Here is a 24,593-nt window from a genome sequence, read left to right as displayed (position 1 = left end):
CTCGCGAATGCGGTACATCAGGCAAAGTGAAGTTGCCTGACACGACGCCTTCGCGAGCAAGCTCGCTCCCACAGGGTTCGGCTCAAACCCTGAACTGATTGATCAACCGCCGCTGCTGCTCCGCCAGCCTGGTCAGCCCGGCACTGGCCGCGCTGGATTCGTCGGCGCCGCTTGCCACTTCGTTTGCCACCTGGCCGATGTTGATCACGTTACGGTTGATGTCATCGGCCACCGCGCTTTGTTCCTCGGCAGCGCTGGCGATCTGGGTGTTCATGTCGCTGATCACCGACACGGCCTGGGTGATCGTCTCCAGGGCCTGAGCCGCTTTTGCCGCGTGTTGCACACTTTCATCGGTACGCTGCCGGCTGTCTTCCATCACACGCACCACGTCCCGCGTACCCTGCTGCAGCTGCTGGATCATCGACTGGATTTCTTCGGTGGCCTGCTGGGTCTTCTGCGCCAGGTTGCGCACTTCATCGGCGACCACGGCAAAACCGCGACCCTGCTCACCGGCCCGTGCAGCCTCGATGGCCGCGTTGAGCGCCAGCAGGTTGGTCTGCTCGGCGATCCCGCGGATGGCGGTGAGAATCGCGTTGATGTTTTCGCTGTCCTTGGCCAACGTCTGCACCACGCCCACGGCCTTGCCGATCTCCACCGCCAAGGCACCGATGGACGTGGAGGTGTCGCGGACAATCTGCATGCCCTGGCTGGCGGCCTGGTCGGCGTGGCTGGCGGCTTGGGCTGCCTGGCTCGCATTCCGCGCCACGTCCTGGGCGGTGGCGGTCATCTCGTGCACGGCGGTGGCAACCTGATCGATTTCCGACATCTGCTTGTGTACGCCCTGGTTGGTGCGGATCGCGATGTCGGCGGTGTGCTCCGACGAATCGCTGACGCTCTGCACCGAGGTCACTACCTGGGTAATCATCCCCTGCAATTTGCTCAGGAACGTGTTGAAGCCCTTGGCGATGGCCCCCAACTCATCGGCGCGGTCGCTGGTCAGCCGGCGGGTCAGGTCGCCTTCGCCCTGGGCAATGTCGTCGAGCATCGCCACCATTTGCTTGAGCGGCCGGGCGATACCGTGGCCCACCAGCCAGATCACCAGCAGGCCGATCGCGGCAATCGCCAGGCCGACCATGGCCATGCCGAAGATGTCGGTTTCGCGCTGGTCATCGAGGTCTTTCTGCAAGGCTTGCAGATCCGCCATCACGGCATTCAGCGGCAATTGCAACATCAACGTCCAGCGCGCCTCGGTCTGGCCGATACCGAAAGGCATGTACACCTCGATGTGGCCGTGTTCTTCATCGATGTCGTAACGCACTTCACCAATGCCGAGCCTAGTCAGGTTATCCAGTTCGTTGGCGTCCAGCAGGTCGCTGGCTTTCTCGCCGAGCTTGCCTGGGTCCTTGGTGAAGGCCACCAGCCGGTTGTTGCTGGCGAGCAGGGCCATTTCCCCGGCGCCGTCGTACAGCTTGGCGTCGGCGGCGACGAGCATGTCCTGGATGAAATTCACCGACAGGTCGGCGCCGACGATGCCCTGGAACTTGCCATCGATCAGGATCGGCTCGATGAACGAGGCGAGCATGGTCATGGTGTCGCCGACGCGATACGGCGCGGGATCGATCACGCAGGCTTTTTTGCTGTCCTGGGAGCACAGGTAATATTCACTGGCCCGAATGCCGGTGGACAGCAGTTTCTGGTCCGTCACGTCGGCGAGTTTTTCCAGGCCCAGGGTGCCGTCCTGATTGCGAAACCACCACGGCAGGAAGCGCCCGTTGGTTTCCATGCCCAGCACCTGGCTGTCTACATAGCGGGCGTCGTCGTGGTCGATGGCGTTCGGTTCCCAGGCGATGTAGGCACCGAGAATCTTCGGGTTGCGCACCACGGTTTCACGCAGCAGGCTGATCATCTGCTCGCGCGGGATGTTCAGTTGCGGGTTGCCGTCCGTTCCGTTCATGCCCATCAAGGCGTTGCTGGTGGCCAGCCCACGAGCGAGCAGCAGCGGCGCTTCGAGTTCGCGCTGGATCAGGCTGGCCTGGGTGCGGGCCAGCGCACTGAGGCGTTGCTCGATGAGTTGTTCGAACTGCGCCTTGGTCCGCTGTTGCACCATGTCCTGGGTGCGGGCGCCGGCGAACAATGCGTACAGCACCAGGGCGCCGACCACGCTGAGCACGATGGCACCAGCCAGGGCGGCAACGGAAAACTGGATCGATCTGAATTTCATAAAGGCTCCGGACGCGGAAGTGACGTCTGGACTTTTTATCGGCGTTTCCGGGGCATGGCATGAGGCACTGTTCGTCGGATGACTGTTTTGGCTAGACCGGTGTCGCAATCGGGCCAAGGGGGACTTGTCCGAAAATCGGTAATCCCTCGCTTCGTATCTGGCGCCGATACCAATCAGGGCCTAGGATACGCCCACGATTCCATGGAGCTTCTTTTGTATGAACAAGACTTTGATGGTGAGCGCTCTGGGCGCGGCTCTGCTGCTCGCCGGTTGCCAATCGGTCAATACCACCAGCGGCGGAGCCGTGGGGGTGGAACGCAAGCAGTACATGTTCAGCATGCTGTCGACCGCTGAGGTCAACCAGATGTATGCGCAGTCCTATCAGAAGACGTTGGGTGAGGCGAGCTCCCAAGGTGCCCTGGACAAGACCAGCAGCGATGCCAAGCGCTTGCAGGTCATTGCCGACCGTCTGATTGCCCAGGCGCCTGTGTTCCGCCCGGACTCGGCGCAATGGAACTGGGAGGTGAACCTGATCAAGAGTGATGAGCTCAACGCCAACTGCGGTCCTGGCGGCAAGATCATGTTCTATACCGGCCTGATCGATCAGTTGAAGCTGACCGACGCTGAGATCGCCGCGATCATGGGCCATGAAATCGCCCACGCCTTGCGCGAGCACGGCCGTGAAGCGATGTCCAAGGCCTATGGCATCGAAATGGCCAAGCAGGGCGCCGGTGCCATATTCGGCCTGGGCCAGGACAGCCTGGCGCTGGCCGACACCGTGGCCAACTACGGCATGACCTTGCCCAACAGCCGTGGCAACGAGAACGAAGCCGACCTGATCGGCCTCGAGCTGGCCGCCCGGGCCGGCTACGACCCGAACGCGGCGATCACCCTGTGGAACAAGATGGCCAAGGCTTCGGAAGGGGCACCACCGGAATTCATGAGCACCCACCCCTCGTCGACCAGCCGGATCGCCTCGTTGCAGGCGGCAATTCCGAAGGTGATGCCGCTTTACCAGCAGGCCAGGAAGTAAGGGCGAACCTGCCGGCCTCTTCGCGAGCAGGCTCGCTCCCACAAAGACAAAGCGGTCATCTGTGGGAGCGAGCCTGCTCGCGAAGAACGATAACGCGGTAGCTCTGGAATCGGATCAAACCCACCCACTACTCTGCATTGCCTTGTACACCGCGACGATCGCCAGGATGAAAAACGCCGAGGCGGCCAGGCGGCGGATGAGGGCGAGCGGCAGTTTCTCGGCGGCGAAATTGCCCGCCAGTACCACCGGCACGTTAGCGATCAACATACCCACGGTGGTGCCGATGATCACCAGCCACAACTCTGGGTACTGCGCGGCAAGCATCACCGTGGCGATCTGGGTCTTGTCACCGATTTCCGCCAGGAAAAACGCGATCAGCGTGGTCAGGAAAGGTCCGAACCTGCGAGCCGTATTGGCTTCCTCGTCGTCCAGCTTGTCCGGCACCAGGGTCCACAGCGCGGTGGCGGCAAAGCTCGCCGCGAGGATCCAGTGCAACACCGAGTCGGAGAAGAACCCGCTGACCCAGGCACCTACCGCGCCGGCCGCCGCATGGTTGGCCAGGGTTGCGGCGACGATGCCGGCAATGATCGGCCAGGGTTTGCGAAAGCGTGCGGCGAGGATGAGCGCGAGCAATTGCGTCTTGTCGCCGATTTCGGCCAGCGCAACGATGGCGGTGGGTACCAGGAAAGAGTCCAGCATCAGGTGGTTCCTAAGAGGGGCGGGTCGACACGGCTATGACACGTACAGCCTTCCCGCCCCGGGTAAGGTGTGCGTGTCATAGGTCTTGTCAAACCCAGCGACCATCTGCGTGGACGCTTGGGCCGCATACGCCATGGTCTGCTGACCAAGTATGTTGACGTATGCCGGGCGAGCATGGCGCTCGCGGGAGACTACTCCCCTAGGACGGAGCGGATTCTGCCTAGGCAAATCCGTTTGGGCAAGCGCTGTTTTTCAAAAACGCCTTAGCCACGCTTGGCTCGGTAGATGCGAAAACCCTGGCCTTCGGCCTTGATCGTGCATGTGCCCAGATGCTCCTCGATCAGCGGCTGGTACTTGAGGAAACTGTTCGCGACCAAGCGCAGTTCGCCGCCGTTTTTCAGATGTTTGGCCGCTTTTCGCAGCAGGTTTTCCGTGGCGTGATAATCGGTGTGCACGCCGACATGGAAGGGTGGATTGCTCAGGATTGCGTTCAGGCCCATGGGCGCGGCATCGATTCCATCACCGGTCAACACTTCGGCTTCGAGCCCGTTGGCGGCCAGGGTCAGGCGACTGCTGGCGGCGGCAAAGGCATCCACGTCCAGCAGGGTGACGGTATTGTGCGGGTAGCGGCGCTTGACCGCCGCGCCCAGTACACCGGCACCACAACCGAAATCCAGCAGATGGCCGCTGGGCAGCTTGTCCAGGTGCTCCAACAGCAACGCGCTGCCGCGATCCAGCCGACCATGGCTGAACACTCCCGGCAGGCTGATCACTTTCAACGGGCCTTCGGCCAGGGGCAGCTCGTAGGTCTGCGCCAGGCTTTCCAGCGGCTTGGCCTGCGGGGCGTTGGCGACGGTGACTTGCCACAGTTGGCAATGCCGCGCGCTGTCGAGCTTGCGTGGCTTGCCGAACGGGTTGAGCTGCTTGGAAGCACCTTCGATGCCGCTGCGCTTTTCCCCCACCAGGTACACCTCGCGACCGGCCAGGCGCGCGGCCACGGCGTTGAGAATGTAGTCGGTGAGGTCCTTGGCCTTGGGCAGGAACACCACGGCCGTTTCGAATTCCCGCTCGGGTACGTTCACGCCAAAGTGGCTACGTTGCGCAAAGCGCGCATCCAGCGCGGCCTGGTCGCCGGCATGCCAGCACCAGCCGTGGGCCTCGGGCAAACGGCCGAGCAGATCGTCGGCGGGCAGGCCGGCCAGCAGGACCGGGCCCTGGAACAATTCGGGCTGACGAAGCAGTACTTCACTGCGCGGATCCATGGTCTGCTCCTTGTAAAAAAGTGCGGCAGTTTATCAACTGACGACCCGGCGCGCTGTACCGCTGAAATAGCCTTGGGCGTTTTCCGTCAGTTGGCCGACGATCCGCTGCCGCGCCTCGCGGCTGCCCCAGGCGTTGTGCGGGGTGATGATCAGCCGCGGAATGTCGCCGGCCAGCAAGGGATTGCCTTGGGTCGGCGGCTCCACGCTCAGCACGTCGCTGGCCGCGCCGCCCAGGTGACCGCTGCGCAAGGCGTCGGCCAGGGCCTGTTCGTCAATCAGGCCGCCACGGGCGGTGTTGACCACGAACGTGCCGGGCTTGAGCAGCGCCAGTTCGCGCGCGCCGATGAAGTGGCGGGTGTGCTCGTTGAGCGGGCAGTGCAGGGTCAGGGCATCGATCTGCGGTAACAGCTCATCCAGCGGCAAGCGATCCGGCCGTGCCGGACGCCCGGGAATCTGCCCCAGCAGCACATGCATGCCAAAGGCTTGCGCCAGCCGGGCGACGGCGCCGCCCAGTTCGCCATGGCCGAGCAAACCCAGGGTCTTGCCTTGCAGCTCGACAATCGGATAATCCAGCAGGCAGAACTGCGAAGCCTGTTGCCAGCGACCTTCAGCCACGGCTTTCTGGTAGTCGGCGAGGCGCGTCGCCAGGTTCAGCAACAGCATGATCGTGTGCTGGGCCACCGACGGCGTGCCGTAGCCTTGGCAATTGCACACGGTGATGCCGTGGTGGCGGGCAGCGGCGAGGTCGACGTTATTGGTGCCGGTAGCGCTGATCAGGATCAGCTTCAATTCAGGGCTGGCGGCCATGGCTGCCGCGTCGATCACTACCTTGTTGGTGATCGCCACCGTCGCCCCCTTGAGTCGCTCGGTCACCTCGTCCTGGCGGGTCCCGGCGAACAATTGCAGTTCGCCGAAGCAATCGCGCAACGGGCCCAGGTCCAGGTCGCCGAGGTCCAGGGAAGGGTGGTCGAGAAAAACGGCGCGGGCGGTGTTCGTCATCAGCTGTACCTGTCATGTAAAGAGCCGAAGGCGTAATGTGGCGAGCCTATCAGATGAATCGTGGCGAGGGGGCAAGCTCCCTGGCCCACGGGATTTCATTCACCAAGAGATGTCGCAAGGAGCCCACCATGTACCTCACCGAATTCCTCACCGTCGCCCTGATCCACCTGCTGGCGGTCGCCAGCCCCGGTCCGGACTTTGCCGTGGTGGTGCGCGAAAGCGTAACCCATGGCCGACGTGCCGGGACCTGGACGGCGCTGGGCGTAGGCACGGCGATTTTCCTGCATGTGGGGTATTCGTTGCTGGGCATCGGCCTGATCGTGTCGCAATCGATCGTGCTGTTCAACGCGCTGAAGTGGGCCGCGGCCGCGTACCTGCTGTACATCGGCTTCAAGGCCCTGCGTGCGCAACCGGCCAAGGCTTCCGGAGAAAACCTGCACAAGGAGGCTGGCGAGCGTACCGCTCGCGGTGCGTTCACCGCAGGTTTTGTCACTAATGGCCTGAACCCCAAGGCAACGCTGTTCTTCCTGTCGCTGTTCACCGTGGTGATCAATCCCCATACGCCGGTGGCGATCCAGGCCGGCTACGGCGTGTACCTGGCGATCGCCACGGCGGCGTGGTTCTGCATGGTGGCGATGCTGTTCAGCCAGGCGCGGGTGCGTGCCGGTTTCGCCCGCATGGGCCACTGGTTCGACCGGACCATGGGCGCCGTGCTGGTGGCCATTGGCGTGAAACTGGCCTTCACCGAGGCGCACTGACCGCGCCTGAACATGTCCCTGAGATGGCTCAAGGCTAGTATTTGCGGGCGGATCAAATCATTCCTTCGGCTGATTTGATCCGCGGGCAGGCACTTTAGAGTGCTTACCTTCCAGCCAAGACCGTGCAGTCAGAAAAGGGACCCTTATGTTGCAGACTCGCGTTATCCCTCCAGCCGAAGGCGCCTACCAATACCCGTTGCTGATCAAACGGCTGCTGATGTCCGGTGCGCGTTACGAGAAAACCCGCGAGATCGTCTACCGCGACCAGTTGCGCTACAGCTATCCGACGCTGATCGAGCGCGTCGCGCGGCTGGCCAACGTGCTGACCGAGGCCGGAGTGAAGGCCGGTGACACCGTTGCGGTGATGGACTGGGACAGCCATCGCTACCTGGAATGCATGTTCGCGATCCCGATGATCGGCGCGGTGATCCACACCATCAATGTGCGCCTGTCACCGGAGCAGATCCTCTACACCATGAACCACGCCGAGGACCGCTTCGTGCTGGTCAACAGCGAGTTCGTCGGCCTCTACCAGGCGATCGCCGGCCAGCTGACCACGGTAAAGAAGACGCTGCTGCTGACCGACCTGGCGGACAAGACCGCTGACCTGCCGGACCTCGTGGGCGAGTACGAGCAACTGCTGGCCGCCGCCAGCCCGACTCATGATTTCCAGGATTTCGACGAGAACTCCGTCGCCACCACGTTCTACACCACCGGCACCACGGGCAATCCCAAGGGCGTGTACTTCACCCATCGGCAACTGGTGCTGCACACCCTGGGCGTGTCGACCATCATGGGCTCCATCGACAGCGTGCGGCTGTTGGGCACCAACGATGTGTACATGCCGATCACGCCGATGTTTCACGTACATGCCTGGGGCCTGCCGTACGTGGCGACCATGCTCGGGCTCAAGCAGGTCTACCCCGGGCGTTACGATCCAGAGTTCCTGGTCGAGCTGTGGCGCAAGGAAAAGGTCACCTTTTCCCATTGCGTGCCGACCATCCTGCAGATGGTCCTCAACGCCAAGGGCGCCCAGCAAACCGATTTCGGCGGCTGGAAAATCGTCATTGGCGGCAGCGCCCTCAACCGCAGCCTGTACGAGGCGGCCAAGGCCAAGGGCATCCAGCTCACCGCCGCCTACGGCATGTCCGAAACCGGGCCGCTGGTATCCTGCGCGCACCTCAACGACGAGCTGATGGCCGGCGGTGAAGACGAACGCATCACCTACCGGATCAAGGCCGGCGTGCCGGGGCCGCTGGTGGAAGCAGCGATCGTCGACGGCGAGGGCTGTTTCCTGCCCGCGGACGGCGAGACCCAAGGCGAACTGGTGCTGCGCGCGCCGTGGCTCACCGAAGGTTATTTCAACGAACCGCAGAAAGGCGCCGAGCTCTGGAAGGGCGGCTGGCTGCACACCGGCGACGTCGCCACGCTCGACGGCATGGGCTTCATCGATATCCGCGACCGGATCAAGGACGTGATCAAGACCGGCGGCGAATGGATCTCGTCCCTGGACCTGGAAGACCTCATCAGCCGTCATGCGGCGGTACGCGAAGTAGCAGTGGTCGGCATCCCCGATCCGCAGTGGGGCGAGCGCCCGTTCGCCTTGCTGGTCATTCGCGAAGGGCACCAGCTCGGGGCTCGCGAGCTCAAGGAACACCTCAAGCCATTTGTCGAGCTGGGGCACCTGAGCAAGTGGGCGATCCCGAGCCAGATCGCCCTTGTTACGGAAATTCCCAAGACCAGCGTTGGCAAGCTCGACAAGAAGCGCATCCGCGTCGACATCAGCGAATGGCAGAGCAACAACAGCACCTTCCTCTCGACGCTCTGAGCGTACCCGCCGTGCCTGAAAAGGGCACGGCAGGCCCACCCGGCAAGCGCTTGTCTTGTCAAACCGGAAATTTCAGCCATCCTTGCCGTGCCGACATCCGTCGGCCTGGCGAAGGACTGTTCCAGAGTGGTCGAAGGCTGCAAATCACACTTTAGAGGGATCAAGCCGTACTACCTGCTGGCTATAGTCCGCTCAAGGATTTTCGGAATGGGACGCGCGTGCCAGCACGGCGAAGGGTTTCCGGAAAATGCCCACTGCCATAACAATAAAACACATGGAGTTGCGTCGATGACCTCAGCAAACACTTTCTGGCGCCGGGCAAAACTGCCTCTGGCCGTCAGTCTTGCCTCTTCGCTCGCCGGCCCGGCATTCGGCGTCAGCTTCAACATCGGTGAAATCGAAGGCCAGTTCGACTCGGCCCTGTCGGTCGGCGCAAGCTGGTCCACGGCCAAGGCCAACCGCGACCTGATCGGCGTCAACAACGGTGGCAAGGGCCTGTCCCAGACCTCCGACGACGGTCACTTGAACTTCAAGCGCGGGGAGACCTTCTCGAAGATCTTCAAGGGTATCCATGACCTGGAGCTGAAGTACGGCGACACCGGTGTGTTTGTACGTGGCAAGTACTGGTACGACTTCGAACTCAAGGACGAAAACCGCCTGTACAAGGACATCAGCGACAGCAACCGCAAGGAAGGCGCCAAGTCCTCCGGCGGGCAGATTCTCGATGCGTTCGTCTACCACAACTACGATATCGCCGATCAGCCGGGCTCGGTCCGCCTCGGCAAGCAAGTGGTCAGCTGGGGTGAAAGTACCTTTATCCAGGGCGGTATCAACGCCATCAACCCGGTCGACGTGTCCGCGTTCCGTCGCCCCGGTGCCGAGGTCAAGGAAGGGTTGATCCCGGTCAACATGTTCTACGTGTCCCAGAGCCTGACCGACAACCTGTCGGCCGAAGCGTTCTACCAACTGGAATGGGACCAGACTGTCGTCGACAACTGCGGCACGTTCTTCTCGCAACCGGACGTCATCGCCGACGGTTGTGACGACAATCTGCGCGTCTTGAACAAACGTTCGCGGATTCCGGGCGCAGCCTTGCCGACCCTGACGGCGTTGGGCGTCAATGTGAACGAGGAGGGCGTGCTGGTTCGCCGTGGTCCCGACCGTGATGCCCGTGACAGCGGCCAATGGGGCCTGTCGTTCAAATACAATTTCGAGCCGCTGGACACCGAGTTCGGCGCCTACTTCATGAACTACCACAGCCGGGCGCCAATCTTCAGCGCCACGGGCGCCGCGTCACGTTTCTATACCCAGCCGCTGGGGCCGTTGGCCGCATTGCGTCCGGTGATCGTGGCGGGTAACTCGAACTACTTCGTCGAGTACCCGGAAGACATCCGGCTCTATGGCCTGAGCTTTTCCACCACGCTGCCCACCGGCACCGCGTGGAGTGGTGAGCTGAGCTATCGGCCGAACGCTCCGGTACAACTGAGCACCACCGACATCCTGTTCGCCGGTGTCACGCCAATTCCGGGCTTTGGTAACGCCTCCGTACTGGACGGCGCGCCGGGCCAGGACCTGCATGGCTATCGCCGCAAGGAAATCACCCAGTTCCAGACCACCTTCACGCACTTTCTCGACCAGGTCATGGGCGCCAGCCGCCTGACCCTCGTCGGTGAGTTGGGCGTGACCCACGTTGGCGGCCTGGAAAGCCGCTCCGAAGCGCGCTACGGCCGTGATCCGGTGTTCGGCCCGGGCGAACTGCCCAACGGCTTCTGCAATACCCTCAACACCTCGACTGCGGCAGGTGGCGGCCAGACCATCAGCGGGGTGAACAGCAACTGCAACAACGACGGCTTCACCACGTCGACCTCGTGGGGCTACCGCGCTCGCGCCATCTGGGAATACCCGGATGTCTTCGCCGGTGTGAACCTCAAGCCCAACGTGGCCTGGTCCCATGACGTCAAGGGTTACTCGCCAGGTCCTGGCGCCAACTTCGAGGAAGGCCGCAAAGCCGTCAGCCTCGGGCTGGATGCCGAGTACCAGAACACTTACAACGCGAGCCTGGCCTACACCAACTTCTTTGGTGGCGACTTCAGCACCGTGGATGATCGCGACTTCCTGGCGCTCAGCGTCGGCGTGAACTTCTAAGCACCGTATTTCAGGACGACACACTATGAAAATAACCAAGAATCTGTTGCAAGTCGGTGTGCTGGGGCTGTCGCTATTGGCGGCCAGCGTCATGGCCGCCGTGCCTGCCGCCGAAGCCGACAAACTGGGCAAGAGCCTGACGCCGATGGGCGCCGAAATGGCCGGCAACGCCGATGGTTCGATTTCCGCCTGGAAACCCATGGCCAAGAACGCCGGCAGCGTCGACGGCAAAGGCTTCCTCTCCGACCCGTACGCCAGTGAGAAGCCGCTGTTCACCATCACCGCGCAGAACGTCGAGCAGTACAAGGCCAAGCTTGCGCCCGGCCAGTACGCGATGTTCAAGCGTTACCCCGAAACCTTCAAAATGCCGGTCTACCCGACCCATCGCGGCGCTACCGTGCCGGACGAAGTGTTTGCTTCCATCAAGAAAAACGCGGTCAACACCAAACTGGTCTCCGGCGGCAACGGTCTGGAGAATTTCGAGACGGCTGTGCCGTTCCCGATTCCCCAGAGCGGCGTCGAGGTGATCTGGAACCACATCACCCGCTATCGCGGCGGCAGCGTGACGCGCCTGGTGACCCAGGCCACGCCGCAGCCCAACGGCTCCTACAGCCTGGTGTACTTCCGTGACCAGTTCGTGTTCCGCGACAAGATGAAGGATTTCGATCCGGCCAACCCTGGCAACATCCTGTTCTACTTCAAGCAGCAAGTGACCGCTCCGGCGCGTCTGGCTGGCGGCGTGTTGCTCGTCCACGAAACCCTCGACCAGGTGAAGGAACCGCGTTCGGCGTGGGTCTACAACGCCGGCCAGCGCCGTGTGCGTCGCGCCCCGCAAGTGTCCTATGACGGCCCGGGTACCGCCGCCGATGGCTTGCGTACCTCCGACAACCTGGACATGTACAACGGTGCGCCGGACCGCTACGACTGGAAGCTTGAAGGCAAAAAAGAGCTGTACATCGCCTCCAACAGCCACAAGATCGATTCGCCGCAGCTCAAGTACGCGGACATCATCAAGGCCGGCCACATCAACCAGGACCTGACGCGCTACGAGCTGCGTCGTGTCTGGCACGTGACCGCGACCCTGAAGGAAGGCCAGCGCCACATCTACGCCAAGCGTGACTTCTACATCGACGAAGACACCTGGCAAGCCGCGGTCATCGACCACTACGACGGCCGTGGCCAACTGTGGCGCGTAGCCGAGGCCCATGCCGAGAACTACTACGACAAGCAAGTGCCGTGGTATGCCCTGGAAACCATCTACGACCTGCAGTCCGGTCGCTACCTGGCCCTGGGCATGAAGAACGAAGAAAAATCGGCCTATGACTTCGGCTTCACCGCCAGCACCGCCGACTTCACGCCTAACGCCCTGCGTCAGGACGGCATTCGCTAAACGCTCCACCCGAGGCCGCATCCTCGAAAAAACGCCCCGGCTGGTTCGGGGCGTTTTTTTTGCCTGAAAAAAAGCTTCCTGGCCACAATAGTTGCCAACCGCTTGTAGCCTTTTTGTAGCCATTTGTAGCACTCCCTTCAATACCTCCTCGTTTACCGCTAGTCTGCGGACATCTGCAACGCCGCCACCCGCATTCCAACAAGAGCCGGCCATGACTGATTTGTCTTCACCTGCGGATTCTGCCCGCGCAGCCATCGCGGTACAGGACGGGCGTTTCTACCGCCCGCCCTTGCCCGACGGCCACGTCCCGCGGCCGCGGTTGTGCGAGCGTCTGAGCGCTGGGCTCGGCGGTCGCTTGCTGCTGGTGAGTGCACCGGCGGGGTTTGGCAAAAGCTCCCTGGCGGTGGAGTTCTGCCAGAGCCTGCCGGCCCATTGGCGGAGTCTCTGGTTGGGGCTCAGTGCCCGGGACAACGATCCGGGCCGCTTTCTGGAGCGGCTGCTCGAAGGGCTCCAGGCCTTTTATGCGCAGTTGGGCGGACGGGCGTTGGGCCTGCTGAAGATGCGCCAGCGGCACCAGCCCTTTGCTTTCGAGGAGTGGCTCGACGGCTTGCTGGATGAACTGTCCAGCCACCTCTCCTCCCGCGCCCCGCTATTGCTGGTACTCGACGATTACCACCTGGCCCAGAGCCCGGTGCTGGATCGTTGCCTGCAGTTTTTCCTCAATCACTTGCCCGAAGGGTTGCTGGTGCTGGTCACCAGCCGCCAGCGTCCGGACTGGCACCTGGCGCGCCTGCGCCTGTCGCGGCAATTGCTCGAACTCAACGAGCAGGACCTGCGCCTGACCCATGACGAAGCGTTGACCTTGCTCCAGCACCACAGCAGCTCGCTGCGTGGCGAGGCACTGGAGAGCCTGATCCAGCGCAGCGAAGGCTGGGTCGCCGGGCTGCGTTTCTGGCTGCTGGCCGCTTCCGAGGCCGGTAGCGAAGGCCGGCTGCCCCAGGCCCTGCATGGCGGTGAAGGGCTGATTCGCGATTATCTGCTCGAAGAAGTCATCGATTGCCTGCCGCCCGAGGTGCAGGCGTTTCTCTACGACACCGCGCCACAGGAGCGCTTTTGCAGCGAACTGTGCGATGCGGTGCGCGACGCCCATGACAGTCACGAAATTCTTCAGTACCTGGCCGCCCACCAGGTTTTTCTGGTGCCGCTGGACGAGCATGGCCACTGGTATCGCTACCACCACCTGTTTTCCGACCTGTTGCGCAGCCGCCCCAGCGCGCCGGCCATGGTGCCGGCCGCGACTCTGCACTTGCGCGCCTGTCGCTGGTTCAATGCCCAGGGTCTCATCGACGAAGCCGTGGAGCAGGCGTTGCGTGCCGGGCACCTGGACGTGGCGGCGAACCTGGTGCAGAACCTTTCGGAAGAACAACTGCTGGCCGAGCAGAACGTCGGCATGTTGCTGCGCTGGAAAATGGACCTGCCTGATAGCCTGCTCATCAGCACCCCACGGCTGATCGTGCTCTACAGCTGGGCGTTGGGCCTGGCCAGCCAACTGGATGCCGCCGAGGAACTAGCCGCCCACTTGAGTCGCTTCCTGCCGGCGCCGTCGGCCACCGCGCAAAAATCCATGCTCGCCCAGTGGCTGGCCCTGAGCGGCATCGTCGCCCGCGGGCGTGGCGACCGAGAGGCCACGCTGCGCTATTGCACCGAAGCCCTGGAAAGCCTGCCGCAGAAACGCTATGGCCAGCGCCTGATGTGCTTGTCCACCCTGTCGAACCTGGCGATTGCCGACGGTGACCTGTGGCGCGCCCGCGCACTGAACCGCGACTCCCTCGAACTGGCGCAGCGGGTCGGCAATCCGTTGTTCGAGGCGCTGGCCCATTACGACCGTGCGCGGGTGTTGCAGGCGCGAGGGGAGATCCTGCGCGCACTCGATGAAGTGAAGCAGGGGCTGCAGCGGCTGCATGGATTGTCGCCGCAACGGCTGTATGCGGTGCGCGCGCGATTGGTGCTGTACGAAGGTTTCCTGTTGACGCTGCGCATGCAGTCCCAGGCCGGATTGACACGGTTGCAGGCCGGCCTGACCGAAGCCCGGGCTTGTCGCGATATCAGTGTGTTGATCGGCCACTGCGTGATTGCCCGGGTCGAAGGCTATAACGGCGAATTCGCCCGGGCCTTCGCCGAGCTGGCCGAGGCCGAGCGCCTGATGCACATCTGGGATGTACCACCGGTTTACTACCTGGCGATGATCACCCTGGTCAAATGCGAGCTCTGGCTGGCCCAGGGCCGTACCGAGCTGGCCGAAGCCTGGCTGGCGCGGCTGGGCCAGACCTACACCGGCGAACGGGCCGCCGCGCCGCCGGAGTTCCACCCGCAGTTGCCGTTGCATGTCGAGCTGCAGCAGGCATTGCTGGAATCCATAAAGGGCCAACCGATGCAGGCCGAGGGGCGCCTCGATGCCTTGCTTGAGCACGCACAGCAAACCGGGCGGCAGATGCTCAGTGTGATGGTGCTCAACCAGAAGGTGGCCTTGCTGCTGCGCCTGGGCCGCGAGCCCGAGGCCCGCAGCACCCTGGCCCAGGCGTTCGATGCCGCCATCGGCGGCGTGTTGCAGCCTTTCGAATGGTTGTTGCGAGAGCATCGTGAATGGCTGCGCGAACAGTTGCTGCACGCGCCGCCCAGTGACGTGCGCCAGCACTTGCTCGAATGCTTGCCGTCGACCGCGACGCCAGCGATCGAACCCTCGGTCCCGGTCGAAACCCTCAGCAGCCGCGAGAGGGCAGTGCTGCAACTGATCGCCCAGGGATGTTCCAATCAGGAAATCAGCGAGCAGTTGTTCATCTCGCTGCACACGGTAAAAACCCATGCCAGCCACATCAACAGCAAACTCGGCGTCGAACGCCGCACCCAGGCCGTGGCGCGGGCGAAGGCCTTGGGGTTGTTGGGCTGAGTTCTTTACTCAGCCCGTGGCGAGGGAGCTTGCTCCCGCTGGGTTGCGAAGCGACCCTAAGATCTGACAGCGCGGTGTGGCAAGCTATGAGTTGCTCTGCAACTCAGCGGGGATAAATCCCCTCGCCATAAAAGCCAATGAGCGTGAGCCAAGGAACCATTTGAATGCCGCCCCTGTACCAAACCATCCAATCCCCCGTAGGCGAGTTGATCCTTGTCGCCCGCGGCACGAAGCTGGCGGCCATCCTGTGGGAGAACGAGCGGCTCAATCGGGTGCGCCTGGGACCGTTGGAGCAGGACAGTGATCATCCGACCCTCAAGGAAACCGAGCGTCAACTGCTGGAATATTTTTCTGGCCAACGCCGCCGTTTCGAGCTTGAACTGGATTTTGTCGGCACCGATTTTCAAGTGCGGGTCTGGCAGGCTCTGCTGACTATCCCGTTCGGCGAAACCCGCAGCTATCGCGACATAGCCATCCAGATCGGCCAACCGACCGCGACGCGCGCGGTCGGCGCCGCCAACGGACGCAACCCGATCTCGATCATCGCGCCCTGCCATCGGGTCATCGGCACCTCCGGCAGCCTCACCGGTTTCGCCGGCGGCCTTGCCGCCAAACAGTTCCTGCTGAGCCTCGAAGGCCAACAGAGCCTGCAACTGGCGTTCTGAATCCTGACCCTGCCCAATCCCTGTGGGAGCGAGCCTGCTCGCGAAAGTAGCCGTTCAGCTCAAGGGCGACTTCGGCGCCAGCATGCGCGTGGGCGGCTTGCCGTTGGCGTTGTGCTGATAGATCTGCGCCGGTTGCCCCTGTTCGTTGAAAAACACCTGGCCGATCCCCGCCGAGTTCCACAGCCGTTCCCCGGCTTCGGCATGTTCCGGGACATGGGGGACGATGCGCATGCTGCGGCGCTTGGTGAACCAGTTCAAGGGCGAGCGTGGAGAATAGAGCCAGCGGTTCAGCCGATCGAACCATTCCAGCAGCGCCGGCGGGAACTCGTTCTTGATACCGCTGCTGGTGATCTGCCAGACACGTGGGCCGCCCTTGCGGTGTGGGATCAGCACCTCGTAGACGAAGGAATAATGCACATCGCCGGACAACACCACGTAGCTTCCCGGCGTGCGCGAGTGGCGGAAAATATTCAGGATCACCTGGGCCGCGCCACGGTGGGCCATCCAGTTCTCCGCATCCACCAACAGCGGGTAGCCGCACCAGCTGAACAGCCGCTGCACGGTCTCGATCAGCTTGACGCCAAAGATCGGCGCCGGCGAGACGATGATCGCCGAGGGATGGTCCAGCAGTTCCTGCTGCAGTTCGCTCAGGGCTTCCCAGTCCAGCAGGCCCGACGGCTGCTTGAGGCTATTCTCGCTGCGCCAGCGGCGGGTGCGGGTGTCGAGCACCACCAGCGCCGGCGTGCTCGGCAACACGTAGTGCCATTGCTGGAAACCGAGCAGGGTGTCGATCAACGCATCCTGGGGCCCGCTGTCGATGTAGCGGTCCCGGGCGGTGTCGCTCAAGGCCACGGTCTGCTCGATCACTTCACCAAAGGCATCCGGGTTGTTGCCCCAGCCCTGGCAGAGCAGATAGGCGATCAACGCGTTGCCAATGATGCGTTTGGAGAAGGGATGGCCGTAGGCCGTTTCCTCCCATTGCGCGGACAGGTTCCAGTCATCGGTGATGTCGTGATCATCGAAAATCATCAGGCACGACAGATGGGCGAACACCCGTGCCACGCCATCCAGCCCGGTCTTGAATGCCTCGATGCGCTGTTGTTCGAGGTCGTAGCGCTGGCGCCGTTCGGCGGTCAATTCAGGCGGTTGCGGATCGATCAGGGTCCACGGTACGGGCGACCACACCAGCAGATACATCGCCATGACCTCGGCGAAGGTCACCAGATGGTTGTCGGCGCTGCTGCTGGTGAAGATCGGCTTGCGCGCCCCGCCGAAAAAACGTTCGCGCAGGGTTTCGTTGCTCTCAAGCGCCGGTAACAGATCCGCGCGGTGATAGTAACTGGCCGGGTGTTGGTAGAGTCTGGCGCTGTCCTCCACCACCGCACCTTCCAGACACTCCTCGAACAGGCCCAGGCGCTCGATCAGGGCATGAATCGCCCGCAACATCGGCCCGGCGACATCGTCGGCGTACACCTGGTCGCCGCTCATCATCAGCAATGCCGGACGCTGCTCCGCAGACTCCGCCAACAAGCGGTCGACACAGAGCAGACCATCATTGGCCGGGAAATGGGGTTTACGACAAGAGCCGTGGACCAGCTGTTCTATGCGCGAATGCAGCATGAAGTTCGGACGCTTTGCGTCGCCGTACAACAGATACGGCGCCCATTCGGCAATGGGGACGCCGTCCACCAGCAGGTCGTAGTCAATCGCCACGTCCTGGGGCAAGGGCGTATCGAGTGTCACATCAATCAAATGCACAAACGCTCGTTGCCCCACCGGCACCACGGTGCAGCGCGACGCATCCAGCGCCAGGTCGCCGACGCCGTCGATACTCAGCGTCAACGCCAACGCTCGCGTCCCCACCAGCCACATCACCAGCCGCGTCGGCTCCAGTCGTCGCAAGAGCGGGCCGACAAGGACGGGGGGGAGGGGGATCGGGGTATCGGAAGGGGCCGGCAACATGCGTGGGAAAAGCTCTGCTTCAGAATAAAGCAGGGATCATAACGCATGCGTACGCTGGGAGGGGGCACGCGCACCTGCGGCAATGGAGCATTGCTCCCTCACCACAGGGCGGTATGTTCAGCTCGGAATAATCAGCTCATCCCCAACCAGTTAGGCAGCGCGAGCGAGATCCACGGTACATAGGTAATCAGCACCAGGAACGCCAGCAGAATCATCAGCCACGGCATGGCCGCGCGGATGGTCGCCGTCAGCGACATGCCGGTCACCGCCGAGGTGACGAACAGATTCAAGCCCACCGGCGGCGTGATCAGGCCGATCTCCAGGTTCACCACCATGATGATGCCCAAGTGGATCGGGTCGATGCCCAGCTTCATGGCGATAGGGAACAGGATCGGCGCCAGAATCAGGATGATCGCCGACGGTTCCATGAACGCACCGGCAATCAGCAGCACGATGTTGACCACCAGCAGGAAGGTTACTGGCGTCAGCCCGGCCTCGATCACCCACGCAGTGATCTGCTGCGGCAGTTGCTCGGTGGTCAGCACGTGGGCGAAGAGCATGGCGTTGGCGATGATGAACATCAGCATGATGCTCAGCTTGGCCGACTCCAGCAGCACCTTGGGGGTTTCGCGGAACGTCAGGTCCTTGTAGACGAACAACGCGATAAACGCCGAATACACTGCCGCCACCGCCGCTGCTTCTGTCGGGGTGAACATCCCGGAATAGATCCCGCCGAGGATGATGACCATCAGCAGCAAGCCCCAAATGGCTTTGCGGGCCGTGGTCAGCCATTCGCGAAACGTGGCTCGGGGCATTGCCGGCAGGTTTTTCTTCACGGCGACGATGTAGATCGCCACCATCAACGCTGTGCCGAGCAACAGGCCTGGTATCACACCGGCCATGAACAGTTTGCCTACCGAGGTTTCGGTCGCGGCGGCATAGACCACCATGACGATCGACGGCGGAATCAGGATGCCCAGGGTCCCGGCGTTGCAGACGATACCGGCACCAAACGCCTGGGGATAACCTGAGCGCACCATGCCGGCGATGGCAATCGAACCCACCGCTGCCACCGTCGCGGGACTGGAACCGGACAGTGCGGCAAACAGCATGCACGCCAGCACTGCCGCAATCGCCAGGCCACCGCGGATGTGTCCGACGCAGGCGTTGGCAAAGTCGATCAACCGTCGCGCCACGCCACCCGTGGTCATGAACGCACCGGCCAGCAGGAAGAACGGAATCGCCAGTAGGGTGTAGTGTTCGGATGTCTCGAACAGCTTGATTGCCAGGGAGCGTACGGAGTCGGGGCTGAAGAAAATGATCGTCAGCGAACCGGCCAGCCCGAGGGAAATGGCGATAGGCACGCCGATGAACATCAGCACGAACAGCGCGATGAACAGGAAGGCAATGGTCATGGCTTGTCTTCCTCGATCTCGGTCAGTTTGATCGCTTCGGCCGCTTCATCGGCAAGACCCAGGCCCGTCTGACGGTTCATCAGGATGCGCACCAGGATTTCCGCGAAACGGATAAACACCAGGGCGAATCCTACCGGCACGATCAGCCCTACGTGCCATTGCATGATGCCGAAATGGCCGAGGTCTTCCGCGCCGATCTGGGCAATCATCAAGGTATTGATCCATTCGTAACTCGCCACGGCCAGCAACCCGGCGTAGGCCAGGCAGCACAGGCAGGCGATCACGCCGATAATGCGCTGCAGCGGTTTGCTCGCCAGTTTCACCAACGCGTCGACGCCGATGTGGCCGGCCGTGCGCACGCCATACGACAGGCCAAAGAAAATCAGCCAGCCAAACAGCGCCTTGGTCAGCGCACTGCTCCAGGTCATGGCCTGGGCCATGCCCATGATGCCGTCGCCAATGGCGAACATCGGTTCGCTGGCGGCTGGCCAGTTGTCGCCAAGGCTGTAGAACACTGCATAAAGGTTGTTGAGGACCACGTAGACGAAAGTGACCAACGTCATGGCGGCCAGAAGGAAGGCAATGAAACCTTCCTCGAAATGTTCCCAGGTGCGCCGAAGGGCGTTCATGGATGGCATCTCCTGCAGGGAGGACGACAGGCCGGCGCTGCCACGGCGGCAGCGCCGACCAACCCATTACTGAGCCTTGTTGGAGGCTTCGGCGGCTTGGATCAGGTCAGCGCCGATGTCACCTTCGAACTTCTTCCAGACCGGTTTCATCTTGTCGCGCCATGCGTTGCGTTCTTCAGGCGTGAGGGTAATGATCTCGGTGGTCTTGGCGTCGAGGATGCGCTGCTTGTCGTTCTGGTTCAGTTGCGCCGCTTCCTTGTTCACATGGGCGGTGACTTCCACAAGGATCTTGTCCAGTTCGCTGCGTACGTCCGGCTGCAGGCCATTCCAGAACTTGGTGTTGGTGATCAGCATGTAGTCGAGCAAGCCATGGTTGGACTCGGTGATGTACTTCTGCACTTCATGCATTTTCTGGCTGTAGATGTTCGAGTAGGGGTTTTCCGCACCGTTGACCACGCCGGTCTGCAGGCCTTGGTACACCTCGGCGAAACTCATCTTGCGCGGGTTGGCATTGACGGCCTTGAACTGTTCTTCGAGCACGGCAGACGCCTGCACGCGGAACTTCAAGCCACGGGCATCCTTGGGTTCGCGCAGTGGTTTGTTGGCAGAGAGTTGCTTCATGCCGTTGTGCCAATAGGCCAGGCCGGTGATGTTCTTGCTTTCCATTGACTTGAGCAGTTTCTGACCTTCAGGGCTCAGTTGGAAACGGTCCACGGCAGAGATGTCATCAAACAGGAACGGCAGGTCGAACAACTGCACCGTCTTGGTGTATTGCTCGAACTTGGCGAGCGATGGCGCGATCATTTGCACGTCACCCAGGAGCAGGGCTTCCATTTCCTTGCCATCGCCGAATAACGACGAGTTGGGGTACACCTCGACCTTAACCTTGCCCGGCAATCGCTCTTCCACCAACTTTTTGAAGAGCAACGCGCCTTGGCCTTTGGGGGTTTGTTCGGCCACCACGTGCGAGAACTTGATAACCACCGGATCGGCCGCCATGGCGCTGCTCAACGCGCTGAGGGCCAGTGTGCAGACGAGTGCTTTCCACATAGGTTTAAACATAGGGGTTCCTTTTATTTTTAGTTTTTCACGTGCGGGCTCATTCAAAACACGACGCACGGTGGGACACTTGCAAGTCTAGGCAGAAAAACAGCTTGCCGGGGCATTTTGACATCAAGTTCGGGGCTTTACTGCGTCTTGTTGGACGCTTCGGCGGCTTTGATCAGCTCCGGGCCGATATCCTTTTCGAACTTCGCCCATACCGGTTTCATTTTCTCTCGCCAGGCATCTCGCTCTTGCGGCGTGAGGGTCATGATCTCGGTGGTCTTGGCGTCCAGGACGTGCTGTTTGTCCTGCTGGTTGAATCGCTCCGCTTCCTTGTTGGCATGAGCGGTGGATTCGACCACGATCTTTTCCAGCTCACCGCGGATATCCGGCGGCAGGCCGTTCCAGAAATCCGATGTGGTGATCAGCATGTAGTCGAGGATGCCGTGGTTGGACTCGGTAACGTATTTCTGTACCTCATGCAGTTTCTGGTTGTAAAAATTTGAATAGGTATTTTCCGTGCCGTTGACCAGGCCCGTACGCAAGCCCTGATACACCACCGAGAAAATCATCGGTTGGCCTTTGGCACTCACCGCCTTGAACTGCTCCTCCAGCACCGCGGAAGTTTGCACACGGAAGACCAGGCCGCGCGCATCTTCGGGCGTGCGCAGGGGTTTGTTCGCCGAAAGCTGCTTCATGCCGTTGTGCCAATAGGCCAGGCCGGTGATGTTCTTGCTCTCCATGGACTTGAGCAGTTGCTGGCCCTCGGGGCTCTGTTGGAAACGGTCCACCGCGGCAATGTCATCGAACAGGAACGGCAAGTCGAACAACTGCACCTTGCGGGTGTACTGCTCGAACTTGGCCAGTGACCGCGCGATGATCTGCACGTCTCCCAGCAGCAACGCTTCCATTTCCTTGTCGTCGCCATACAGTGTGGAGTTGGGATACACCTCCACAGTTACCTTGCCCGGCAACCGCTCCTCCACCAGCTTCTTGAACATCAGGGCGCCCTGGCCCTTGGGCGTCTGTTCGCCCACCACATGGGAAAACCTGATCACGAGGGGGTCGGCTGCGTAGGCGCTGCCCAGTGCGCTGAAAACCAGAGTGCAGATGAGCGCTTTCCATAAAGGTTCGAGCATGGCGTATCCCTTCGATTATGTTTATTGTACGAGCTCATTCCAGCCCCGACGAACTGCAAACACTGGCAAGTCTAGGAGCAAAAAATGCGGGCTGCCGGAAAGTTGCGGATCCTGGAGGAGAACCAGCCGCGCCTGTCAGGCTTGGCCTCCGGGATCACTGGACAGGACGTTTCAAAAAACTCAACAAGGGACTCAACGATGATCGATTTCAACAACAAAGGCTTCTTCAAGCTCAAGCAAAACAATGAATACGCCGAACGCGTCTCGGATCTGTTGCTGGACGGTGAACAGGTGATCGACGCCTACAAGTCGATGCGTGATGGCGTGGTGTTCACCAACAAACGCATCATCGCGGTAAACGTGCAGGGCATTACCGGCAGCAAGAAGGATTTCACCTCGCTGCCCTACAAGAATATCGTTGCGTACTCGGTGGAAACCTCCGGCACCTTCGACCTGGATTCCGAACTGGAGATTTATTTTTCGTCCCTGGGCAAGGTGAAGTTTGAGTTCTCCGGCAAGACCGGCATCGTCGAAATCTCCAAGGTCATTTCCAGGCACCTTTTGGTCTGAGTCGATACAAGCGCACCCCGGCAGCGTAAGTTTCGCTGGAGCTCAAGGCTCCAGCGCCGGTCCCTTCAACTCGATCTGGTTGCCATCCGGGTCGAAGCAATAGATTGACCAGCCTTGCCCCTCCGCGCCATAGCGCATCTGTGCCTTCTCGACCTCCAGCCCGGCAGCGCCCAGATGAGCGAGCAGGGCTTGTTCGTCAAACGGTTCGACGCGCAGGCAGAAGTGATCGACGTTGTGCCCCTGCCTGCCCGACGCCGCGCCACCCTGACGGCCGAGCGGTCCTTCGACATCCACCAGATCGATCATCGACGCCCCGGCGCCGAGGTGGACCAATCCCAGATCGTCCCGCCGCTTCTTCAGTTCGCAACCGAGCACCGAGGTGTAGAAGGTCAGGCTGCGCTCGATGTTCGTCACGCGCAGTACGACGTGGTCGATGCGCTCGATGGTGAAATTTTTCATACCGGTCTCCACAAGGCGGGCACAAATGGGCACGTCACTGTAGCCAGAATTTCCCAAGGGAAACGAGCTTATCATCAGGGCGTGGTATGACGACATTTCAAGTCGTCATCTTTCCAAAAATAGAGCCTGCCCGAAAAACCTCATATTTAGCTGATGCACAGGCTTGACAGCTCAGAGTAAACGTACAAATAATCCGCCATGTTGTATGACGACATACAAATAAAAATAACCACACGGTGGCTCCTTCTTATGAGAATCACAGGCGTTCACGTCGAAATCTTTTCCACCCCGTCGCGTCGCGCCCAGGACAGCGCCGGTCACGCCCATCCAGGCGACGAAGTCATGATCAAGATGGCCCTGCTGCGCATCAGCTGCGACGATGGCTCGGAGGGTTACGCCTTCGGTACGCCCGAGTTGATTCGTCCACACATCATCGAATCGTTCGTGCGCAAGGTGCTGATCGGCCGCGACCCGATGGACCGTGAGAGCATCTGGCAGGACCTGGCGCACTGGCAGCGCGGCAGCGCCGGCCAGTTCACCGACCGCGCGCTGGCGCTGGTTGAGCAAGCCTTGTGGGATCTGGCCGGGCGCAAGCTGAAGTTGCCGGTGCACAAGCTCATCGGCGGTTACCGTGACAAAGTCCTGGCCTACGGCTCGACCATGTGCGGCGATGATTTGCCGGGCGGTCTGTCGACGCCGGATGAGTACGGCCAGTTCGCCGAAAAGCTCGTCAAGCGCGGCTACAAGGCAATCAAGCTGCACACCTGGATGCCGCCGATTTCCTTCGCGCCGAATCCGCAAATGGACATCCAGGCCTGCGCGGCAGTGCGCGAGGCGGTCGGTCCGGACATCGCCCTGATGCTCGATGGCTACCACTGGTACAGCCGTATGGATGCGCTGACCATTGGCAAGGCCCTGGAAAAACTCAATTTCGCCTGGTTCGAAGAACCGATGATGGAAGACTCCGCCGAGTCATACGCCTGGCTGGCCGCCAATCTGGACATCCCGGTGCTGGGCCCGGAAAGCATTGCCGGAAAATTCCACAGCCGCGCCAGTTGGGTGACGCAGAAGTCCTGTGACATCCTGCGCGCCGGCGTGGCTGGCGTCGGCGGTATCGGCCCTTGCCTCAAAGTGGCGCACCTGGCCGAGTCGTTCGGCATGGATTGCGAGGTCCACGGCAACGGCGCGGCGAACCTGGCGGTGGTGGGCGCGATCAGCAACTGCCGGTGGTACGAGCGCGGCCTGCTGCACCCGTTCCTCGATTACGAGGAAGTGCCGGCGCACCTCAACAGTATTATCGACCCGATGGATGCCGACGGTTACGTGCATCTGTCTGATCGGCCGGGGTTGGGCGAGGACATCAACTTCGCGTATATCGAAGCCAACACCTTGTCTCGACACTGATGGCGCACCACGTCCGAGGCTGAG

Annotated in this window: 19 protein-coding genes, 1 pseudogene and 1 riboswitch; of the genes and pseudogenes, 9 read left to right on the top strand and 11 right to left on the bottom strand. The window is 61.7% G+C overall.

All coding sequences use genetic code 11. The features are described 5' to 3' along the window. Positions 1-82 precede the first annotated feature (82 nt). Together J3P86_RS21865 and J3P86_RS21860 are read right to left on the bottom strand one after the other, a co-directional pair. Entirely contained in the window at positions 83-787 is a 705-nt protein-coding gene (locus tag J3P86_RS21865; protein ID WP_434700674.1) for a methyl-accepting chemotaxis protein, read from the bottom strand. 201 nt (positions 788-988) lie between these two features. Beyond that, positions 989-1,045 (bottom strand): annotated as a pseudogene (locus J3P86_RS21860) (hypothetical protein); the annotation flags it as partial. Positions 1,046-2,438: 1,393 nt separating this feature from the next. Here J3P86_RS21860 and J3P86_RS21855 point away from each other — a divergent pair. Further along, a complete protein-coding gene (locus J3P86_RS21855) occupies positions 2,439-3,254 on the top strand; it encodes a M48 family metallopeptidase (RefSeq protein ID WP_434571884.1) in 816 nt (271 codons plus the stop codon). Positions 3,255-3,368: 114 nt separating this feature from the next. On the opposite strand, the gene J3P86_RS21850 is transcribed toward J3P86_RS21855, so the two are convergent. From J3P86_RS21850 to J3P86_RS21840, 3 genes are all read right to left on the bottom strand, one after another. Then, positions 3,369-3,953, bottom strand: coding sequence for a TMEM165/GDT1 family protein (locus J3P86_RS21850; RefSeq protein ID WP_305498893.1), 585 nt, complete (start codon positions 3,951-3,953; stop codon positions 3,369-3,371). A gap of 90 nt (positions 3,954-4,043) precedes the next feature. Continuing rightward, positions 4,044-4,166, bottom strand: a riboswitch (yybP-ykoY riboswitch). Between the two features lie 50 nt (positions 4,167-4,216). Then, on the bottom strand, positions 4,217-5,215 hold the full coding sequence (locus J3P86_RS21845) for a methyltransferase (protein ID WP_434571887.1): 999 nt from the start codon (positions 5,213-5,215) through the stop codon (positions 4,217-4,219). Positions 5,216-5,248: 33 nt separating this feature from the next. After that, positions 5,249-6,214 carry a 2-hydroxyacid dehydrogenase gene (locus J3P86_RS21840; RefSeq protein ID WP_434628394.1) on the bottom strand — a complete coding sequence of 322 codons (966 nt, stop codon included), beginning with the start codon at positions 6,212-6,214 and terminating at the stop codon, positions 5,249-5,251. Between the two features lie 128 nt (positions 6,215-6,342). On the opposite strand from J3P86_RS21840, the gene J3P86_RS21835 reads away from it, so the two are divergent. From J3P86_RS21835 to J3P86_RS21810, 6 genes are all read left to right on the top strand, one after another. Then, on the top strand, positions 6,343-6,972 hold the full coding sequence (locus tag J3P86_RS21835; protein WP_434698833.1) for a LysE family translocator: 630 nt from the start codon (positions 6,343-6,345) through the stop codon (positions 6,970-6,972). Positions 6,973-7,117: 145 nt separating this feature from the next. Beyond that, positions 7,118-8,800, top strand: coding sequence for a fatty acid--CoA ligase (locus J3P86_RS21830; protein WP_434571892.1), 1,683 nt, complete (start codon positions 7,118-7,120; stop codon positions 8,798-8,800). 288 nt (positions 8,801-9,088) lie between these two features. Further along, positions 9,089-10,945, top strand: coding sequence for a DUF1302 domain-containing protein (locus J3P86_RS21825; RefSeq protein ID WP_434628401.1), 1,857 nt, complete (start codon positions 9,089-9,091; stop codon positions 10,943-10,945). 25 nt (positions 10,946-10,970) lie between these two features. Then, positions 10,971-12,335: a DUF1329 domain-containing protein gene (locus J3P86_RS21820; RefSeq protein WP_434571896.1), complete on the top strand. Its 1,365-nt coding sequence runs from the start codon at positions 10,971-10,973 to the stop codon at positions 12,333-12,335. Between the two features lie 211 nt (positions 12,336-12,546). Then, complete coding sequence (locus tag J3P86_RS21815; RefSeq protein WP_434698832.1) at positions 12,547-15,282, top strand: LuxR C-terminal-related transcriptional regulator; 2,736 nt, start codon at positions 12,547-12,549, stop codon at positions 15,280-15,282. 164 nt (positions 15,283-15,446) lie between these two features. Further along, the gene (locus J3P86_RS21810) at positions 15,447-15,947 is read left to right on the top strand and encodes a methylated-DNA--[protein]-cysteine S-methyltransferase (protein ID WP_434698831.1); all 501 of its coding nucleotides are present in this window, start codon (positions 15,447-15,449) and stop codon (positions 15,945-15,947) included. Positions 15,948-16,001: 54 nt separating this feature from the next. Here the strand turns inward: J3P86_RS21810 and J3P86_RS21805 are convergent, their stop codons facing one another. The 5 genes from J3P86_RS21805 to J3P86_RS21785 all read right to left on the bottom strand — a co-directional run bounded on the left by J3P86_RS21805 (position 16,002) and on the right by J3P86_RS21785 (position 22,136). After that, positions 16,002-17,909 carry an alkaline phosphatase D family protein gene (locus tag J3P86_RS21805; protein WP_434698830.1) on the bottom strand — a complete coding sequence of 636 codons (1,908 nt, stop codon included), beginning with the start codon at positions 17,907-17,909 and terminating at the stop codon, positions 16,002-16,004. Between the two features lie 131 nt (positions 17,910-18,040). Next, complete coding sequence (gene dctM, locus J3P86_RS21800) at positions 18,041-19,324, bottom strand: C4-dicarboxylate TRAP transporter large permease protein DctM (RefSeq protein WP_434698829.1); 1,284 nt, start codon at positions 19,322-19,324, stop codon at positions 18,041-18,043. After that, positions 19,321-19,953 carry a TRAP transporter small permease gene (locus J3P86_RS21795; RefSeq protein WP_305498904.1) on the bottom strand — a complete coding sequence of 211 codons (633 nt, stop codon included), beginning with the start codon at positions 19,951-19,953 and terminating at the stop codon, positions 19,321-19,323. Before J3P86_RS21795 ends, dctM begins: the two co-directional genes overlap by 4 nt. Positions 19,954-20,019: 66 nt before the next feature. After that, entirely contained in the window at positions 20,020-21,015 is a 996-nt protein-coding gene (gene dctP / locus J3P86_RS21790; RefSeq protein WP_434571906.1) for a C4-dicarboxylate TRAP substrate-binding protein DctP, read from the bottom strand. A gap of 125 nt (positions 21,016-21,140) precedes the next feature. Then, positions 21,141-22,136, bottom strand: coding sequence for a TRAP transporter substrate-binding protein (locus J3P86_RS21785; protein WP_434628417.1), 996 nt, complete (start codon positions 22,134-22,136; stop codon positions 21,141-21,143). 198 nt (positions 22,137-22,334) lie between these two features. On the opposite strand from J3P86_RS21785, the gene J3P86_RS21780 reads away from it, so the two are divergent. Beyond that, positions 22,335-22,706: a PH domain-containing protein gene (locus J3P86_RS21780; protein WP_434628420.1), complete on the top strand. Its 372-nt coding sequence runs from the start codon at positions 22,335-22,337 to the stop codon at positions 22,704-22,706. Between the two features lie 42 nt (positions 22,707-22,748). On the opposite strand, the gene J3P86_RS21775 is transcribed toward J3P86_RS21780, so the two are convergent. Then, on the bottom strand, positions 22,749-23,165 hold the full coding sequence (locus J3P86_RS21775; protein WP_434628423.1) for a VOC family protein: 417 nt from the start codon (positions 23,163-23,165) through the stop codon (positions 22,749-22,751). A 249-nt stretch (positions 23,166-23,414) separates the two neighbouring features. Here J3P86_RS21775 and J3P86_RS21770 point away from each other — a divergent pair, with 249 nt between their 5' ends. Next, positions 23,415-24,569 (top strand): mandelate racemase family protein, encoded by a 1,155-nt coding sequence (locus tag J3P86_RS21770; protein WP_434698828.1) that lies wholly within the window; start codon positions 23,415-23,417, stop codon positions 24,567-24,569. Positions 24,570-24,593: the final 24 nt, after the last annotated feature.

It is taken from the genome of Pseudomonas sp. D1-1, assembly GCF_051132225.1.
Lineage (GTDB): Bacteria > Pseudomonadota > Gammaproteobacteria > Pseudomonadales > Pseudomonadaceae > Aquipseudomonas.
The sequence above is the reverse complement of the archived record's forward strand: the minus strand, read 5'-3'. Positions and strand labels throughout refer to the sequence as shown.